Genomic DNA, 18,746 nt, shown 5'->3' on the forward strand with positions numbered 1-18,746 from the left:
AATCATTTTAGCCATTTACCTATAATTAAGCTTATGGGAAATCGACTATCAAAAATCGCCACTAAAACCGGTGACGCAGGAATGACGGGCTTGGGTGACGGAAGTCGCGTAGAGAAGGATCACCTACGGGTCTGCGCCATGGGCGATATCGATGAGTTGAACTCTGAAATCGGGGTTTTAATGACCGAGGACATCCCAGCAAGCATTTCTGCTGAATTACAGGAGCTTTTTCTGCAGGTGCAGCATGATTTATTCGATTTAGGGGGTGAACTTTGCATCCCTAATTACAAACTACTCAATCCTGAGCATGTAGTGCAGCTAGATGTTTGGCTCGAAAAATACAACAAACAATTACCCCCTTTGACTGAATTCATTTTGCCGGGTGGTACTCGCGCTGCTGCGCAAGCCCATGTTTGTCGCACTGTATGTCGCAGGGCCGAACGTTCGATTGTTCGCTTGGGTTGGGAAGAGCCTTTATATGACTCCCCTCGTCAATATGTCAACCGCCTATCTGATTTACTCTTTGTGCTTGCGCGTATTTTGAATCGTGCGGCTGGTGGCGCAGATGTATTGTGGAAGCATGAAAAAAAAGAGACTAAATAAATTAGTCTCTTTTATCACCAGCGCTTAAAAAATACTGCAGTATTACTTCTTCTTGCTTCTGCGTTTCTTAACGGCTGTAGCTAGACGCTCTAGTACCTTCACAGAGTCATCCCAGTTGATGCAGGCATCAGTAATACTCTTGCCGTATTCCAATTTACTTGGGTCATCTTTTCCGGGTGTAAATTTCTGGGCGCCATCATTTAAATGACTCTCAACCATCACGCCAAAAATCTGGTGTGAGCCAGACTCAATTTGCTGAGCTACATCGTCGGCAACCACAATCTGACGCTCATGCTTTTTGCTTGAATTGGCATGGGATAAATCAACCATCAAACTGGCTGGAAGCTTGGCCGCTTCAAGCTCAGAGCAGGCTGCTTGCACAAATTGAGCCTCGTAATTTGGCTCTTTGCCGCCACGCAAAATCACATGGCAATCTTTATTACCTTTAGTTTCCACAACCGATACTTGACCATTTTTATGAACGGATAAGAAATGATGTGGGCGACCTGCTGCTTGAATCGCATCGGTAGCAATTTTGATGTTGCCATCAGTACCGTTCTTAAATCCGATAGGTGCAGACAAGCCAGATGCAAGTTCGCGGTGAACTTGGCTTTCAGTAGTCCGCGCACCAATAGCACCCCATGAAATCAGATCCGCAATATATTGCGGAGAAATCACATCCAAGAATTCGCTACCAGCTGGCATGCCAAGGCGATTGATTTCCATCAGTACTTGGCGCGCAAGGCGTAGACCTTCTTCGATGCGATAGCTTTCATCCAGATACGGGTCGTTAATCAAACCCTTCCAGCCAACAGTAGTGCGTGGCTTTTCAAAATATACGCGCATCACAATTTCTAATTCACCAGCAAAACGCTCGCGCTCAACTAAGAGGCGTTGGCAATATTCCAACGCTGCTTTTGGGTCATGAATGGAGCATGGTCCGATGATCACGAGTAAGCGGTCATCCTTGCCATGAATAATGTCGCGGATCTTTTTGCGAGTGTTGCTGATCAAAGCTTCAGTAGGCGTTCCAGAAATCGGAAAGAAGCGAATTAAATGCTCTGGCGGAGGCAGAACAGAAATGTTGTCAATGCGTTGATCGTCAGTATCTGAGGTCTTGTCGACAGCAGAGTACCAATTAGCGGGATTCGTATTTTGTTGGCTCATCTGGCTATTTTAAGCCGTAATTAGCCAATATTAGGCAGTCCCACCCACAGTCAGGCTATCAATCCTCAGGGTAGGCTGCCCAACCCCGACTGGAACACTTTGCCCTTCCTTGCCACAAACCCCAACCCCACCGTCTAGTTTTAGGTCATTTCCGATCATAGAAACCTGTTTTAGGGATTCTGGCCCGCTACCAATAATGGTCGCGCCTTTGACGGGGTATTGAATTTTGCCGTTCTCAACCCAATAGGCCTCTGAAGCAGAAAATACAAATTTGCCGCTAGTGATGTCAACCTGACCGCCGCCAAAGTTCACTGCGTATAAACCGCGCTTGATGCTGGCGACAATTTCTTGAGGATCATCTTTACCGGCCAACATGTAGGTATTTGTCATGCGCGGCATTGGTAGTGAGGCAAAACTTTCACGCCGACCATTGCCAGTGAGGGGCATATTCATGAGTCGGGCATTCAGGCTATCCTGAATATAGCCCTTCAAAATGCCGTCTTCAATTAAGGTGGTGCATTGAGTGGGAGTTCCTTCGTCATCAATATTTAAAGAGCCTCTACGTCCAGATAAGGTTCCATCATCCACAACGGTGACACCTTTAGCTGCAACGCGCTGTCCAATGCGACCAGCAAAAGCAGAGGATCCTTTGCGATTAAAGTCGCCCTCGAGACCATGACCAACTGCCTCATGTAATAGAACGCCTGGCCAGCCCGGCCCCATGACCACTGTCATTGGGCCAGCAGGTGCTGGGCGCGATTCGAGATTTAATAGGGCTCCGTCAACAGCTTCATCAACATAGCGATTAATCAAATCAGTATTGAAGTAGAGGTAGTCATGACGTGCGCCGCCGCCAGAGGAGCCTGATTCACGCCGACCATTCTGTTCTGCAATAACGTGTACCGAAACGCGCACTAACGGGCGTACATCTGCCGCCAACAAGCCATCCGCACGCACAACCAATACAACATCAAACTCCCCGGCCAGACTGGCCATAACCTGGATGATCCGTGGGTCACGTGCTTTAGCGCGACGTTCTATGCTTTCCAGAAGGGCAATTTTTTCTTTGGGCTGAAGAGAATCTAAAGGATTGACATCCGAGTAGAGCTTATTGGATATGGGATTAAAAAGTTTGCTGGCAACCGCCTGCTTACCACCCTCGGGCCCAATCACTCGAGTAGCTTTGGCTGCTTTATTTAAAGCTTCTAAATTAATTTCATCTGAATAAGCGAAAGCTGTCTTATCGCCATAAATAGCGCGCACACCAACGCCTTGATCAATATTAAAGCTGCCGGACTTAACAATGCCTTCTTCAAGACTCCAGCTCTCACTCCGAGTATGTTGGAAGTAGAGATCTGCATCATCAAGGCGATGGGCAAATAGATTGCCAAAGGTACCATGTAAGTCTTGCTCGGATAAGCCGGTTGGTTCGAGCAAAATAGATTTGGCTAACTTGATAAGGTCTGCTTGCTTTTTGGCTTTCGTCCAATTGGCAGGGAATAGTGCTTCTGGTGCATTCATGTGATTCAGCAAATCTTTCTTTAAAGCTTGCGATGCGCAAGTGCGGGTAACTTAGAGCGTACCTCGTTTAATTTATCTTTGCACAAAACCCCAGAAATAAAGCCTTCACCCTCGGGGAGGTTGGCCAAGATGCTGCCCCAAGGATCAATCAACATACTATTGCCCCAAGTACGTCGTTGATTTTGATGAATGCCGCCTTGGGCGGAGGCTAACACGTAACATTGGTTTTCGATAGCGCGAGCGCGTAAGAGAATTTCCCAATGATCCTTGCCAGTTGTATAGGTAAAGGCGGCTGGGATGATATGGCAATCTACCTGTCCAAGGGCGCGATAGAGCTCTGGGAAGCGCAGGTCATAGCAAATACTCAAACCAAAGGTCCAATCATTTCCGCCAAATGAAATTTTTAAGAGGCCCGGCGCATTGCCAGCCTCAATTGTTTCGGATTCTTGATAACGCTCAGTTGCTGTTTGAAAACCAAATAAATGAATTTTGTCGTAACGAGAAATTTGCTCGCCAGCAGGATTAAAAACAAGGCTTGTATTAAGTACTTTATTAGAATCTTTTGCTTCCAGTGGAATAGTACCTGCCACTAGGTAAATATTATTTTGTTGTGCAATATCCGAAAGTTGCTCTTGGATGGGCCCACTACCAATGCTTTCGCGGGCCCGAACTTTATCGGTGTCCTTGAGGCCCATTAAGCAAAAATACTCTGGTAAGACAGCAAGTTGTGCGCCTTCGGCTGCAGCTGCGACGACGAGTCTGCTTGCTGTAGATAAGTTCTCCCGCAAATCAGGTGTGGAGACCATCTGAATGGAGGCAATCTTGAGGTCTGCGCTATTTACTGATGAGTTCATGATGATTTAGTTAGCAATTTTATTGGGGCTACCTAAATTACTCGGAGTGCTTTGTGGCCCAGAGTTACTATTATTCGGCTTGCTTTGCTCTTTCAACAACTCTTTACTGCGAATAGTATCTAAAGTTTTCGAGTCAATTGGCTGACCCTTTTGGTCAAGGGGGATCACTTCTGGATCATCCCAAGAGCCTTGGACCAGATAGTCTGATTGGAGATTACGATTGATTTGACTGGTAATTAAATACTGCCCAACCAATGCGCCCAGACCTACGATAGGATTAATGGCGAAGGCAGCCAATGAGCCGGCTGTTGCATCAATTGTTGGAAATATGGTGACACGTAAATCTTGCGTTTGTTTGGGGATATTGATTTGCCCATTCATGGCAACCCGTGCTTGGTCTAAACCCATTGTGAATTGCTTCGTTTGAGCAACTCCGGAGCTAATATCAAAAGAAGCATCAATGGAATTAAATGGCGTTCCCTTGGTCACAATATTGCCCAAGCTTCCCTGGAGGTCCAGAGTAGCAAATCTAAATAAACTTTGTAGGCTGAGTACGTCAAGCAGCTTGGCGCCGCTGGTATTCACCTCTAACAATCGACCTTTTTCAAGATTCAAGGTTACCTTACCGGCTAGGGTATCGAATTGAGGTACGAAAGGAGTGCCATCCCACTCCACGTTACTGGTCAATTTGCCTTGGCCGCCTTCCACTGATTTTTGGCTGGTCCAATGCCCAATAATTTGACCAGCATCCTTAATGTCTAAATCAACATTCACCGTTGTGTGTTCAGCTTGATTCTGGGTGGCACCAACCCAGCGCCCAGTCAAAGCAGAGCTGCCTTGGGGATTATTAAATTGGATGGAATCCACATTGAGGACGTTGTTATTTGTCCTGGTTTTAATTTTCATCTGACCAAGCTGAGCCTTACCCCAGCTGAAGTCATCAATAGCTAAATCAATACTAGGAATGGAGTCAGGATTAATCGCAGTTTTGGCAGGAAGATTTTTTGAGGCTGGCTTTTTGACCTCAATTGGAGTGCTGACTTTCTCGGGAAACTTGAGTCGCGCTAAGCGCCCACTAATCAAACCGCTTAGTTGTGACTTATTGGGTTCTGTATATTGCAGTTGACCGGCGATGGAGGGTGAATTAATGCGCATTTGCCAAGCGGCATTTTTATTGCTTGCTGAAAAATTCATATCCTGCCAATTGCGCTCAAACAAAATGACTTTTTTTACTTGGGCAGCAATTTGAATATTGCTTGGATTATTTTCTTCCGCTTTAGAAGAACCTTTCTTCTTTTGGCTTTCTAAAAAATCTTGCCATACATCGAGATTCAGCTCTGAAGTGGCAAGATTAAGCTGAAAGCCTTGGTTCGGGAGTGCTGCGCCAGTGCCGATTCCTACCGCATGACGAAGAGCGTCATCACTGCCAAGCTCACCTTGAATAAAGTAGGTGTCACCAATTTTTCCATCCCATGTAAATCGACTGGATGTGGAGGGTGATTTCGCAAAGGATTTCAGGGTTAATTGGCCTGACATGGGTGTCCCCATCTGCTTTTTCGCGGGGGCTGGTGCTGAACTAGCCCAATCACGCATATCGATCTTGAGATTGGTTTCGCTATTGCCTTTATTGAAATGAATGGCGCCCTCATATCTCGCAACGCCGCTTATTGCTTGCAAAATCGGAAGTACCTGAACCGATGAATCTTTTGCAAAGTAGTTTTTAATAAAGCTAGCGCTAATATCGCCTGAGATGTTGTAGCTCGGGCCCCCTTGATTTGGCGTTTTACTTGAAATCTTAATAGCGCCACCAAGGAAATTAGCGGTGATATCTTCGAATTCAGGATTGATCTCAGTTATACGAATCTTTCCTTTGAGGTTATCCAGAGGCGGCAAGTCGTCCCACTGGACCCTGTTGCCAGGAAAATTGAGTTGAATGTCAGTTTTGGTGTCCCCGTTACCGGATAGGGGAACGCTAAGGGCCAAGCTGAGCTTGGTTGGTCCTGTAACCTTTAGATTGCGCTCAAGTGCAATTTGCTTTTTACCAACAGGTGAGGCAAATAGATATTCGAGTAGTTGTGGGGCATCACCTTCAGCCTCACCATTCACCGTCAGAAGTAATAGCTTTGCGCTCACACTAGGAATTTCTGCGTGAAATTTACTCAGTGCAACTTGTTTGTAGCTTGCTTGATCAATATCTACCGTGAAGTTAGCATTCTGCATATTGATCAAGCCGTTTACCCTATTAAATGGGGGCCAAACACCTTGTGCGATTGATGAGCTTGGCACTGGGCTGAAAGTGGCGCCATTAATCGGTAGCTTGAGTGTGAATTCTCCTGAGCCTACTTTAGGGAAGGGCACTTCATTGGGATCACCTTTGATATGCAAGCTACCATTTTTGATGATGCCTGCGTCAAAGGCTTTGCTTAGATAGGATTTGGCATCGCTACCCATGCCAACAGGCAAATAACGATAGGCGGTTTTGAGATCAGCCTGAGCAAAATTTATGTCCAGGTTCATAAAGTCAGGATTTTTACCTTCACCAATGATGTAATTGAGATTGAGCGTGGTTGAAATCTCAGAATTACTAAGTGCTAACTGCTTTGCATTAATGACCCAATTCCCTTTTTGTTTTGCCCAAGAAATTTGACCATTGGCTTGATCAAGCTTGATTTTTGGATCAACCAATAGATCGTTAACCTCAAGCTCTAGATCGCTTGATTTAATCGAGAGGCTGCCCTTGTTTTGGTCGGCCGAGAGGAAGCCGGACAGTTTGGATACTGAAGGCATCGCTTTATTGATGCCAACAAAGCTGAGGTCGATCAGTTTTCCACTCACAGTAAAGTCTACTTTGTTCGACTTAAACCATCCGCCAGGAATATTGAGGGCAGATAAGGGTGATTTACTTTCAGACCAATTGATATCGAGATCTTGTAACTCACCATCAGCTTGTGAGGCTTTAATCCACTGATGAACTTTTTTAGATAAAGGCAGGTTGAGGGCAAATAAGGCAACATCCTCAACCGAAATCTTTGGCGATGAAAAACCAAATTCTTTAATTTCCCCGTCTCCCGCTGGTGGTCTCCAGCGGAAAGTCATTGGGCTTAAATTCTCGAGGGGGGTAGATGCTGGACTCTCAATATCTCGCCAGGAAAATGTCTTGGTAGTAACGGATATCAAGCCATTATCAGTTTCTTGAACCAGGTTGGTTTCTAGCCTTCCAAGAGCAATGGCATCTTCACCTTTAGATAGTTGAATAGTTAAACGATCGGCGGCAAGATAAATTTCTCCACCATCAGGTTTGCCGTTGTCAATTTTTAATTTTCCATTGGAGTTCACCACTCCCTCAAGCGTATTTAGAGGGAGGGCAAATTCATTTGCTATTTGAGTGAGCTGGAGTTCATTTAAATTCCAAGAGATAGTCCCGATCCAATCGCGCCAATTGCCCGCTTGGCCACCGATATGGTGCACAAGATCAATATCAAGCGAGACTGGTCCTTTGGTCCAGGGGGTAATGACGCTCAGCGAGCCTTGATGGCTACGAATGCCGTTGCTAAGAGAAAGGTTTTGAATATCTATTGAAGTAATGGCTTTCTTTTTGAGTTGATCATCCCAAAATAATTTGACATCGCTGACACGAATCTCATTTTGAGCAAAGAGCCAATTCTCAGCGGAGTAATCATTGGATTTTCCGTCTATGGGGATGCCGGCAACTGTAATGACGCCTTTGCCATTACGTTGCCCATAAATTTCAGCACCCTCGATATTGAGCTCATGAAAGAATGGGGCTAGGTGATAAAAAGTTGCCCAACTGAGTTGCCCATCAATTTTCTGAATGAATAAGAGCGGTTTCGCTTTATCGGGCGCGTTGAAGCGCAAACCTTCAATTTCAAAATTAGGTCTCATGCCCGTCCATGAAACTTGTAGAGAGTCCATAGATACATCTGCACCAATGCGAGCGCTAATGAGCCTCTCAACCGAGGCTTTAGATTTCTCAATTTGCGGCCACAGAACAAACCGCACGCCCACATGCACCAGTACACAAAGAGCCAAAACAACGCCCGTTAAGATGAGGGCACGCTTACGCCAAGCCCCGTTCGAACCTTGAGGACGTTTAGCAAGCACGCTCTTGAGGCGAGGCGGGATGATGTTTTGCAGCATGATCTCCATTATCCTTCAGCCCCAGCCTGATCGACAAGCTTCTGGCTTGGGCCTTGGGGTCGGATTAAGATGGGGGAATGGATGATTTTTCCCGGCAAATCGATTTTTTAGAGCAACACTCGACTTATGCGCGACGTTGGCTAACTGCTCACCCTGAATGGCTTGAGTGGCTCCGTATTCAAGGGCAGAAAAAAGTCGATATGCAGGGCATCAAGGCCTTGCTAAAAGACTGTGGTGTCGATGAGCGGGCTGATGCGCAAGACGAGGCCCTATGGATGACCAATTTGCGCTTGGCCAGGCAGCGTTTGATGCTCTGGGTTGCATTTCGAGATTTAAATGGCATGGCCGCCTTGCAAGAGGTGACTCAGGCGCTGAGCCATTTTGCTGAATTAGCAGTTTCCGCATCGATTGCCTTTATTAGGGAGGACCTCAAAGCCCGTTTCGGCTTGCCTTGGAGTAATGCAACGCAATCAGAGATGCCGCTCATGGTTGTCGGCATGGGTAAATTGGGCGGCCTTGAACTCAATCTGTCATCAGATATCGATTTGATTTTTCTCTACGAGCATGAGGGTGAAACTACTGGTGGGCCTAAGAATTTATCCAACCAGGAATGGTTCACGAGATTGGGCAAACGCTTAATTAAGCTGCTTGCTGAGCACGACGCTAATGGGTTTGTTTTTAGGGTAGACATGCGTCTTCGTCCCAATGGAGACTCAGGACCTCTGGTGTGTAGTTTGGATATGTTAGAAGAATATCTATTGGTTCAGGGGCGAGAGTGGGAGCGCTACGCCTGGATTAAAGGTAGGTTAATTGCGCCTCTACCAGGAACCCCTGATTTCTCTCGCTGCCAAAGAGAGCTTGACCAGCTGATTCGGCCCTTTGTATATCGTCGACATTTGGATTACGGTGTGATTGCCTCCATTCGGGATTTGCATGCACAAATTCAGGCAGAAGCAGAAAAGCGCTCTTCGGGTCATCAAGGGCGTTCACGCGATATTAAGTTGGGGCGCGGCGGTATTCGAGAGATTGAGTTTTTAGCGCAAATGTTTCAACTCATGCGGGGCGGTACAGATCCTCGCTTTAGACTCCGCCCAAGCTTGGAGGCCTTAGATCTCATTAAACAATGCGGCATCCTCCCCGCCGATGAGGTAGATGCGTTACAGGCGGCCTATGTTTTCTTGAGACGCTTGGAACATCGTATTCAGGTATGGGATGACCAGCAAACCCACTATCTGCCTGATGATGCTGAAGTACGGTCACGTTTGGCGATTTCAATGCAAGGTCAAGAAGCAGAAGTAAGCGCTTTTATGGCTGAACTGGAGCGGCATCAAAATAAGGTTGCCCAGCTTTTTGAAAAAGCATTTTTACTGGATGATGGCTCGCGTCTTGAGATTGCGCCCTTAGCCCAGGACTGGGCGCCTGACCCAATATTTTTCCCTGATTCCTATATTCGTTGGCAGTCGTGGATTGATAGCCCAAAACAAAAATTATTACCGAAAAAAAGTCGTTTAATTTTCGATAACTTGATGTGCAAGGCGGCCGAGAGTTTGCAGATTGAAGCTGCCACCTCGGCACATGCCGACCAAACACTATTGCGTTTGTTCGATTTGCTTGAGGCAATTGCAAGGCGTAGTGCCTATCTTTCTATTTTGGCTGAGTATCCTAGGGCATTATCTAATGTGCTTGACTTGCTCAAGGCGTCGCAATGGGGTGCGCAATATCTAACGCGTCACCCACATTTGCTGGATCACTTATTGAACTCACAAACCGAGAGGGCTTTAATCGAGGATCCAGAAAGATATTGGAGCGAGGTGCGAGCCAATCTCAATATGCGGCTCGATGATGTTATGGTCGATGGTGATGGCTCTGAGCAGGCGATGGATATCCTGCGAGTCACCCATCACAACGAAACCTTCATCACGCTATTGACTGATCTAGGTATTGGCGTGCAAAAAGCGCTGCCGGTGGAGCGGGTTAGTGACCACCTATCTGCTTTAGCGGATTTAATTTTGCAGACGACATTTGAGCGGGTTTGGCCTAGTGTGGCTCAAAAGTTTGATTTACCTCTTGAGGCTAGCCCTCCATTTGCAATTATTTCTTATGGCAAATTGGGTGGCAAAGAATTAGGCTATGCCTCTGATTTAGACATTATTTTTTTGTATCAAGCTGAAGACTCAGACTATGCGGCTCAAGAAATTTATGCCTTGCTAGCAAAGCGCATGATTAATTGGTTAACTGCATTTACTTCTACTGGCAGCTTATTTGAAATCGATACACGTCTTCGTCCTAATGGCTCTGCTGGATTTTTAGTAACGAACGCGGATGCCTTTAAAAAATACCAACTTCGAGAAGGTGATAATGCGGCTTGGGTGTGGGAGCATCAGGCCCTTACGCGAGCTCGTTGTTCGGCTGGTAATCCGGGCGTGGGCAAATTTTTTGACTCAGTTCGTTCCGAGGTGTTAAGTCAGAAACGAAATATTGAGCAGCTCAGGACAGAAATTTTAGAAATGCGCCGCAAGGTTCACGCAGGTCATCCCAATACCAAGGCCGATTTTGACTTAAAGCATGATTCTGGCGGTATGGTGGATATTGAATTTATTGTGCAGTTCTTGGTCTTGGCTTATGCCCATCAGCATGCTCAACTCATTGGTAATCTAGGTAACATTGCTTTGTTGCGAATTGCTGGTGATGTGGGCTTAATTACCCAAAAGGCTGCACTTACTGTGGGCAATGCGTATCGATTGTTGAGGGCCCGTCAACATCGCTTGCGTTTGGATGGGGCCGAAAAGACCCAGATCAATCTAGAAAACGAGCTTGAGCTCATTGCGGCAAGAGATGCAGTTCAAGCACTTTGGCTGGAGATTTTTAAAGCACCTTCAAGTATTGGCTAGAGGCAATACAGCTTTAGTTTTGCTCTAGTAACTCACGGGCATGACGGCGAGTGGTATCGGTAATAGTAGCGCCACCAAGCATGCGGGCCACTTCTTCAACCCGTTCAGCCCTACCCAAAATCTGTACTTGCGATACCGTCTTCTCACCGTTTTGAGATTTACTTACTTTGAGGTGATGGTTGCCTTGAGCCGCTACCTGTGGCAAATGGGTTACACATAAGATCTGGTGAGATTGACCCAATTGATGCAATAGTTTGCCCACTGTTTCAGCAACTGCGCCACCAATACCTGCATCTACCTCATCAAAGATGAGTGTGGGGGTGAATGAAGCTTTACTTGTAATAACGCTAATTGCTAGGCTAATTCGGGCCAGCTCTCCACCTGAGGCTACCTTAGCAAGTGAGCGGGGAGTGCTACCAGCATGACCGGCTACTAAAAATTCAATTTGCTCAAGACCATGGGATCCGCCTTCGCTAAGGGGTGCCAAGGCGATCTCTAGGCGCCCTCCTGCCATTGATAAATCTTGCATGGCATTAGTCACTAAATCGCCTAGCTCTTTGGCGGCCTTGCTGCGTTTTTGTGAAAGCTGTTTTGCTAGCTTTAAGTAAACAACTTCTTCTTGTTGAACTTGCTCTCGGAGTGCTTCAATATTTTGGGATGCGGTTAAGGCATCAAGTCGCTCTGATGTCTCCAAAAGAAGTTTTGGTAGTTCGTCAACCTCTGCGCGGTATTTGCGAGCCGTACTATGCAATGCCTGCATGCGTTCCTCAACTTCGGAAAGTCGAGCGGGATCTAAATCAATCTTTTGCAGGTAACGATTGAGACCATGAATGGCTTCATCTAGCTGAATGCTGGCTGACTCTAGTGCTTGATTGATCTCGCCTAAGGCTGGGTCATGCTCCGCGAGGGCGCCTACATTGGCGCATACCTTCGACAAGGTGGATTCCAGAGGATTATCGGCATCACTCAATACTTCAATTGCTTCTTGGCAACCACCAATTAACTTTGCACCATTTGCTAAGCGGGCGTGCTCACTTTGAATATTGACCCATTCACCTTCTTGCGGGGAGAGTTCGGTGAGTTCTTCCAGTTGCCACTCAAGGCGCTCACGTTCGCGTTCAACGTCTTGGCCTGCGTTTTCTGCTTGCTCAAGACGGCGACGAGAATTGGCCAGTGTTTTGAAGGTTTGGGCTACTTCTGCAGAGAGTGGCAACAAGCCAGCGTGGCGATCGAGAAGTTCGCGTTGAGCGCCACCCTTTAATAAGAGTTGGTGGGCATGTTGCCCGTGAATGTCCACTAGCTGATCACCGGCTTCACGCAATTGCGCTAGCGTCGCAACGCTGCCATTAATAAAGGCACGACTGCGGCCATTACTTTCTACGGTTCTTTTGAGTAATAAGCTTTGGCCCTCATCCTCAATGGGGAATCCTTGCTCATCAAGCCACTGACTAAACGATTGCACTAACTCTGGCTCAATCCGAAAGAGGGATGAGATTTCTGCGCGGTTACTGCCTTCACGTATTTGGCTGCTATCAGCACGCTCACCCAGCACTAAGCCAAGGGCGTCTAGCAGTATTGATTTGCCTGCACCGGTCTCGCCGGTGAGCACAGTAAACCCGCTTGAGAAATCTAGCTCTAGCTGATCAACGATGACAAAGTCACGGAGTGAGATGGTTTGAAGCATGTATTAGCGTAGCAAAAAACTCGACATCAGAAAGTCGATGGGTATTCATTCCAGTGCAATTTCTCACGCAAAGTCTTGTAGTCGCTGTGATTGCTGGGGTGTAATAGATCAATAGTTTTATCGGACTGACGCACTTCAATCTTGTCGCCGCTTTGTAGATTGGTTTGTGATTGCATGTCGAAATTGACAATGACTTCAAGTCCATTGACCACCTCAATCACCGTGACACTATCTTGTGGCAAAACAATTGGCCGATTAGAAAGTGAGTGTGGCGCAATCGGGACAAGCAATATACCCGCCACATGTGGATGCAAAATAGGTCCGCCTGCTGAGAGCGCATAAGCGGTTGAGCCAGTAGGGGTGGACACAATCAAGCCATCAGATCGTTGGTTATACATAAATGAGCCATTGACGTGAACTGCCAATTCGACCATTCCTGAAATGCCAGAGCGATTCACGACAACATCATTGAGCGCTAATGCGCGATTAATTTCTTTGCCATTACGAAGAACTACGGCATCGAGCAATGTGCGCGTATCGGCTTCGTATTCCCCGGAAATAATTTTGGGTAGCGTTGTCTGAACCGACTGAATTGGAATATCAGTCATATAACCAAGACGACCCATATTGATTCCAACGAGCGGAACATTGCTGCCCGCTAATTGACGTGCAATGCCCAGCATGGTGCCATCGCCTCCCAAAACGACAACAAGGTCAATTGCTCCTGCAAAGGCTTGCGCAGTTTTTGTGGGGTAGCTTTTCAAGCCAAGGTGATTGGCTGTCTCAGACTCAATAAAGACCTCACAACCCAATCCTGAGACCACTTTGGCTAGGTCTTTTAGGTGCTCTTCAATGCCATCAGCATGAAATTTGCCGACAAGCGCAACCCGGCTAAATGCCTTTTTGCTGGAATTTGGGGATGGGCTTAACATATAACGATTAAACCATAGGCATAAAATCCCTTCCACCATGGATGAACGTTCCCGCGCCTTACTAAAAACTCTCATCGAGCGCTATATCGAGGAGGGACAGCCTATTGGCTCGCGCACACTGTCTAGATTTTCGGGTTTGGACCTCTCTGCTGCCACTATTCGTAACGTGATGGCGGATTTAGAGGAAATGGGACTTGTTACCAGCCCCCATACTTCAGCTGGCCGCATTCCAACCCCCCGGGGTTATCGCCTGTTTGTAGACACCATGGTGACGGTGCGCCCTTTGGAGGCGATGGCTGCTAGAGAGGTTGAAAAAGGCCTTCTACCGGATTCTCCACAAAGGGTCCTGAACTCAGCAGCGCAGATTTTGTCGAATTTGACTCATTTTGCTGGGGTGGTCATGACGCCCAAGCGAGCCCAGGTTTTTAAACATATTGAGTTCTTGCGCTTGGGTGAAGGCAAGATATTACTTATCATGGTTACGCCAGAGGGAGATGTGCAAAATCGCATATTGCCAACTACTCAGGATTACACGCCGAGCCAACTTATTGAAGCGGGTAACTTTATTAACGCCCAGTTTGCCGGCAAAAGTTTTGATCAGGTGCGGATGCATCTGAAATCCGACTTAGATAATTTACGTACAGATATTGCTGGGTTAATGGCTTTGGCCTTGCAAACCGGTGTTGCTGATTACGACATGGGGCGAGGCGACATGGTTTTGTCTGGTGAGCGTCGCTTACTGAATGTTGGGGATTTAAGTTCCAACCTCGATAAATTACGCAAGATGTTTGACATGTTGGAGCAAAAATCGGTACTCATGCAATTGCTCGACGTATCAAGTCATGCGGACGGTATTCAAATATTTATTGGCGGTGAAAGTGATCTATTGCCTTATGAGGACCTCGCTGTGATCAGTGCCCCATATAGCGTGGACGGTCAAATAGTGGGAACGCTGGGGGTGATTGGGCCAACACGGATGGCATATGACCGAGTGATTCCGATTGTGGATATCACCTCAAAATTACTATCAGGCGCCTTAAGCTCCTGAGTGCAGGCCTAACTTTTTATTTTTAAAACTCATTACCAGAGACAGAACATCTTGAATCCGAATCCGCATCTACGTGCTTCCAAAACCGCAGTGTTGCTTTTGAACTTGGGGACACCATCCGCCCCAACATCTAAAGCAGTGCGCGCCTATTTAACAGAATTTCTTTCCGATCCTCGCGTAGTAGAAATTCCGCGCATTATTTGGTGGTGCATTTTGAATGGCATTATTTTGCCAATTCGTAGTAGTGCTTCTGCGAAAAAATATGCCTCTATTTGGTTGTCAAAGTTAGGCTCTCCCTTAATGCACTACTCACGCTTGCAGGCGAAAGAATTGGGCGAGAAATTTGCCAATGAGGGCCATGCAGTTTTAGTGGATTTGGCAATGCGCTATGGCCAGCCTTCGACACAGGTCGTCCTGGAGGGCCTCAAGGCACAAGGCATGGAGCGCTTATTGCTTTTGCCTTTGTATCCCCAATACTCCGCCACAACAACAGCATCTAGCTTCGATGAAGTCTTTCGTATTCTGAGTACTTGGCGCGACCAACCAGAGTTGCGTTTGGTCAAACACTATCACGACAACCCTGCTTATATTGCCGCATTGCGTGATCAAGTGTTATCGAGCTGGGATAAAGATGGCCGTCCAGATTTTGCAAAAGGCGATCGTTTTGTAATGTCTTTCCATGGTTTGCCAAAGCGTAATTTAATGAAGGGTGACCCCTATCATTGCGAGTGTCTGAAAACAGGTCGCTTGCTGGGCGAGTCTCTGGGTTTAGAGCCTGGACAATATATTGTGACCTTCCAGTCGCGCTTTGGTAAGGCGGAATGGTTAAAGCCCTATACAGCTCCAACAATTGAAAAGTTGGCTAAAGAAGGTTGTCAGCGCATCGATATTTTTTGCCCTGGATTTCCGGCAGATTGCCTAGAAACACTAGAAGAGATCGCCATGGAGGCCCGCGAAATCTTCCTAGAGCATGGCGGTAAAGACTATCGCTACATTCCCTGTCTGAACAGTAGCCCCAAGTGGATAGAGGCTCTGAGCGATATTGCCCATCATCATCTTCAAGGCTGGTCTTTAGGCGTGGAGTCTGATGCTGAATTAGCGAAGCGCAATGAAAGGGCTGAGCTGGCTGAAAGAATGAAGTCTTGAAATTGCAACAATCAGCCCCATATTGCAAAGTAAGAACCATCTCTATAGAAAAGTAAAATAGCGTCCATGACACAAGAAAACCAACACCCATCCCCAGAGCAAGAGAATCCTGCAACAGAGCCAGTTAGCGAAACTGCAGCTGAAATTCCGTCTGTAAAAACGCCTGAACAGGAAATTGCCGAACTCAATCAAAAGATTAGTGAGTTGCAAGACAACTTCTTGCGCGCTAAGGCGGAAGGAGAAAATATTCGTCGTCGTGCTGTGGAAGATATTGCGAAGGCACATAAATTTGCGATTGAAAGTTTTGCAGAGCATTTGGTGCCCGTGACTGACAGTCTTTATGCTGCATTAGGTACTGATGCTGGTGATGCCAAGGCCTTCAAAGAGGGGTTGGAAATTACTCTTAAGCAGCTACTATCTGCCTTTGAAAAAGGCCGCATGACAGAAATTAATCCTGCGGTTGGGGACAAGTTTGACCCGCATCACCATCAGGCAATTGCTTCGGTACCCTCCGAGCAGGAGTCCAATACGGTGGTTTCTGTATTGCAACGGGGCTATACCGTTGCTGATAGGGTTCTCAGACCTGCTTTAGTGATGGTCAGCGCCCCAAAATAAGCTAAATAAGGGCTAAAACCCTAAAAAAGGCATAAAAAAGGTAGAAAAAGGCAGATTTCTGCCTTTTTTGCTCTTTATCCCCTTGAAATCCCTTTTTTAGACCCCATTTACTGGGTATCGAAATATTTATCAGTACAACAAACAATTTAATTTTTTGGAGCAATTATGGGAAAGATTATCGGAATCGACTTAGGAACCACGAATTCATGCGTTTCAGTCGTTGAAAACAATGCACCTAAAGTTGTTGAGAACGCTGAAGGCGGTCGCACAACTCCATCCATCATCGCTTACGTTGAAGATGGCGAAGTATTGGTTGGTGCACCAGCAAAACGTCAGTCAGTGACAAATCCTAAAAATACCATCTACGCAGTGAAGCGTTTGATGGGCCGTAAATTTACCGATCCTGAAGTGCAAAAAGACATCGGCTTGATGCCTTATTCAATTATTGCCGCTGATAACGGCGATGCCTGGGTATCAGCACGCGACAAGAAAATGGCGCCACAACAAGTGTCTGCTGAAATCTTGCGCAAGATGAAGAAAACTGCAGAAGACTACCTCGGTGAAGAAGTGACTGAAGCGGTGATTACTGTTCCTGCTTACTTTAATGATAGTCAACGTCAGGCAACTAAAGATGCTGGCCGTATTGCTGGTTTAGATGTGAAGCGCATCATTAACGAGCCAACTGCTGCTGCATTAGCATTTGGCTTGGACAAGCAAGATAAAGTGGATCGCAAGATCGCTGTGTATGACTTGGGCGGCGGTACATTCGACGTATCCATTATTGAGATTGCTAACGTTGACGGTGAGAAGCAGTTTGAAGTGCTCTCCACTAACGGCGACACCTTCTTGGGTGGCGAAGACTTTGACCAACGCATCATTGATTGGATCATTGCTGAGTTCAAGAAAGAACAAGGCGTTGATTTGAGCAAAGACGTATTGGCATTGCAACGCTTGAAAGACGCCGCTGAAAAAGCTAAGATCGAATTGTCATCTGCACAGCAAACTGAAATCAATTTGCCATACGTAACAGCTGACGCTAGCGGTCCTAAGCACTTGAACTTGAAGTTGACTCGTGCCAAGTTGGAGTCTTTGGTTGAAGAGTTGATCAGCCGTACAGCTGGTCCTTGCTTAACTGCCATTAAAGACGCTGGTGTAAACGTGGCTGACATTGACGACGTGATTTTAGTCGGCGGTCAAACCCGTATGCCTGCGGTTCAAGACAAAGTAAAAGAAATCTTTGGTAAAGAACCCCGCAAAGACGTTAACCCAGATGAAGCCGTTGCTGTTGGCGCTGCAATTCAGGGTTCTGTATTGTCTGGCGATCGTAAGGACGTATTGCTCTTGGACGTTACCCCATTGTCATTGGGTATCGAAACTCTTGGTGGCGTCATGACCAAGATGATTCCTAAGAACACCACGATCCCTACCAAGCATTCACAGGTTTACTCCACTGCAGAAGACAATCAGCCTGCTGTAACCATTAAGTGCTTCCAAGGTGAGCGCGAGATGGCTGCTGCAAACAAGTTGCTAGGGGAATTTAACCTTGAGGGTATTGCTCCTGCGCAACGCGGTATGCCACAAATTGAAGTGACTTTTGACATCGATGCCAACGGTATTTTGCATGTAACAGCAAAAGACAAGACCACTGGTAAAGAGAACAAGATCACCATCAAGGCAAACTCTGGTTTGACTGAAGAAGAAATTCAACGCATGGTGAAGGATGCTGAAGCCAATGCTGCTGAAGATAAGAAAGCGCTTGAGTTGGTAACTGCTCGCAATACTGCAGATGCCTTGGCTCACTCAACCAAGAAGGCTTTGGAGGAGCATGGTGCTAGCTTAGAGGCTTCCGAAAAAGAAGCGATTGAAGCAGCCTTAAAAGACTTGGACGAAGCTATTAAAGGTAGCGACAAAGAGGTTATTGAAGCTAAAACTGAGGCTTTAGGTAAAGCAAGTCAGAAGTTAGGCGAAAAAGTTATGGCGGCTGAGCAAGCTAAAGCTGGTGGTGCCGCACCTGGCGCAGCTCCTGGTGGCGCAGCCCCTGGCGCTGCCCCTGATGCAGATGTTGTTGATGCTGACTTTAAAGAGGTTGATGACAAGAAGTAATTCTGTAATCAGACATTCATTAAC

General features: G+C 46.6%; 12 protein-coding genes. 6 read left to right on the forward strand and 6 right to left on the reverse strand.

What is annotated here, in order from left to right; all coding sequences use genetic code 11:
• Window positions 1–33 precede the first annotated feature (33 nt).
• Window positions 34–603, forward strand: coding sequence for a cob(I)yrinic acid a,c-diamide adenosyltransferase (locus ICE90_RS08870; protein WP_216192081.1), 570 nt, complete (start codon window positions 34–36; stop codon window positions 601–603).
• Window positions 604–645: 42 nt separating this feature from the next.
• On the opposite strand, the gene ICE90_RS08875 is transcribed toward ICE90_RS08870, so the two are convergent.
• Genes ICE90_RS08875 through ICE90_RS08890 form a run of 4 tightly spaced genes read right to left on the reverse strand, consistent with a single transcriptional unit; the run spans window position 646 to window position 8,303 of the window.
• Window positions 646–1,770 (reverse strand): 3-deoxy-7-phosphoheptulonate synthase, encoded by a 1,125-nt coding sequence (locus ICE90_RS08875; RefSeq protein ID WP_216155146.1) that lies wholly within the window; start codon window positions 1,768–1,770, stop codon window positions 646–648.
• Window positions 1,771–1,800: 30 nt separating this feature from the next.
• On the reverse strand, window positions 1,801–3,291 hold the full coding sequence (gene tldD, locus ICE90_RS08880) for a metalloprotease TldD (RefSeq protein ID WP_251368462.1): 1,491 nt from the start codon (window positions 3,289–3,291) through the stop codon (window positions 1,801–1,803).
• A gap of 20 nt (window positions 3,292–3,311) precedes the next feature.
• Complete coding sequence (locus tag ICE90_RS08885; protein ID WP_216192082.1) at window positions 3,312–4,145, reverse strand: carbon-nitrogen hydrolase family protein; 834 nt, start codon at window positions 4,143–4,145, stop codon at window positions 3,312–3,314.
• 6 nt (window positions 4,146–4,151) lie between these two features.
• The gene (locus ICE90_RS08890; protein ID WP_216863868.1) at window positions 4,152–8,303 is read right to left on the reverse strand and encodes a YhdP family protein; all 4,152 of its coding nucleotides are present in this window, start codon (window positions 8,301–8,303) and stop codon (window positions 4,152–4,154) included.
• A 77-nt stretch (window positions 8,304–8,380) separates the two neighbouring features.
• On the opposite strand from ICE90_RS08890, the gene glnE reads away from it, so the two are divergent.
• Window positions 8,381–11,194, forward strand: a complete 2,814-nt coding sequence (gene glnE / locus ICE90_RS08895) for a bifunctional [glutamate--ammonia ligase]-adenylyl-L-tyrosine phosphorylase/[glutamate--ammonia-ligase] adenylyltransferase (RefSeq protein WP_216192083.1) — start codon at window positions 8,381–8,383, stop codon at window positions 11,192–11,194.
• Between the two features lie 13 nt (window positions 11,195–11,207).
• Here the strand turns inward: glnE and recN are convergent, their stop codons facing one another.
• Together recN and ICE90_RS08905 are read right to left on the reverse strand one after the other, a co-directional pair.
• Entirely contained in the window at window positions 11,208–12,878 is a 1,671-nt protein-coding gene (gene recN, locus ICE90_RS08900; protein WP_216192084.1) for a DNA repair protein RecN, read from the reverse strand.
• 26 nt (window positions 12,879–12,904) lie between these two features.
• Window positions 12,905–13,810 carry an NAD kinase gene (locus ICE90_RS08905; protein WP_215320928.1) on the reverse strand — a complete coding sequence of 302 codons (906 nt, stop codon included), beginning with the start codon at window positions 13,808–13,810 and terminating at the stop codon, window positions 12,905–12,907.
• Window positions 13,811–13,847: 37 nt separating this feature from the next.
• Between ICE90_RS08905 and hrcA the strand changes: the two genes are divergently transcribed.
• The 4 genes from hrcA (at window position 13,848) to dnaK (ending at window position 18,722) form a co-directional block, all read left to right on the forward strand.
• On the forward strand, window positions 13,848–14,858 hold the full coding sequence (hrcA, locus tag ICE90_RS08910) for a heat-inducible transcriptional repressor HrcA (RefSeq protein WP_215358563.1): 1,011 nt from the start codon (window positions 13,848–13,850) through the stop codon (window positions 14,856–14,858).
• A gap of 51 nt (window positions 14,859–14,909) precedes the next feature.
• Window positions 14,910–16,004, forward strand: coding sequence for a ferrochelatase (hemH, locus tag ICE90_RS08915; RefSeq protein WP_216192085.1), 1,095 nt, complete (start codon window positions 14,910–14,912; stop codon window positions 16,002–16,004).
• A gap of 66 nt (window positions 16,005–16,070) precedes the next feature.
• Window positions 16,071–16,619 (forward strand): nucleotide exchange factor GrpE, encoded by a 549-nt coding sequence (gene grpE / locus ICE90_RS08920; RefSeq protein ID WP_215320922.1) that lies wholly within the window; start codon window positions 16,071–16,073, stop codon window positions 16,617–16,619.
• 165 nt (window positions 16,620–16,784) lie between these two features.
• Window positions 16,785–18,722 carry a molecular chaperone DnaK gene (gene dnaK / locus ICE90_RS08925; RefSeq protein ID WP_215320920.1) on the forward strand — a complete coding sequence of 646 codons (1,938 nt, stop codon included), beginning with the start codon at window positions 16,785–16,787 and terminating at the stop codon, window positions 18,720–18,722.
• The last annotated feature ends 24 nt before the right edge of the window (window positions 18,723–18,746 follow it).

This window comes from Polynucleobacter sp. AP-RePozz3-80-G7 (genome assembly GCF_018882145.1).
Lineage (GTDB): Bacteria > Pseudomonadota > Gammaproteobacteria > Burkholderiales > Burkholderiaceae > Polynucleobacter.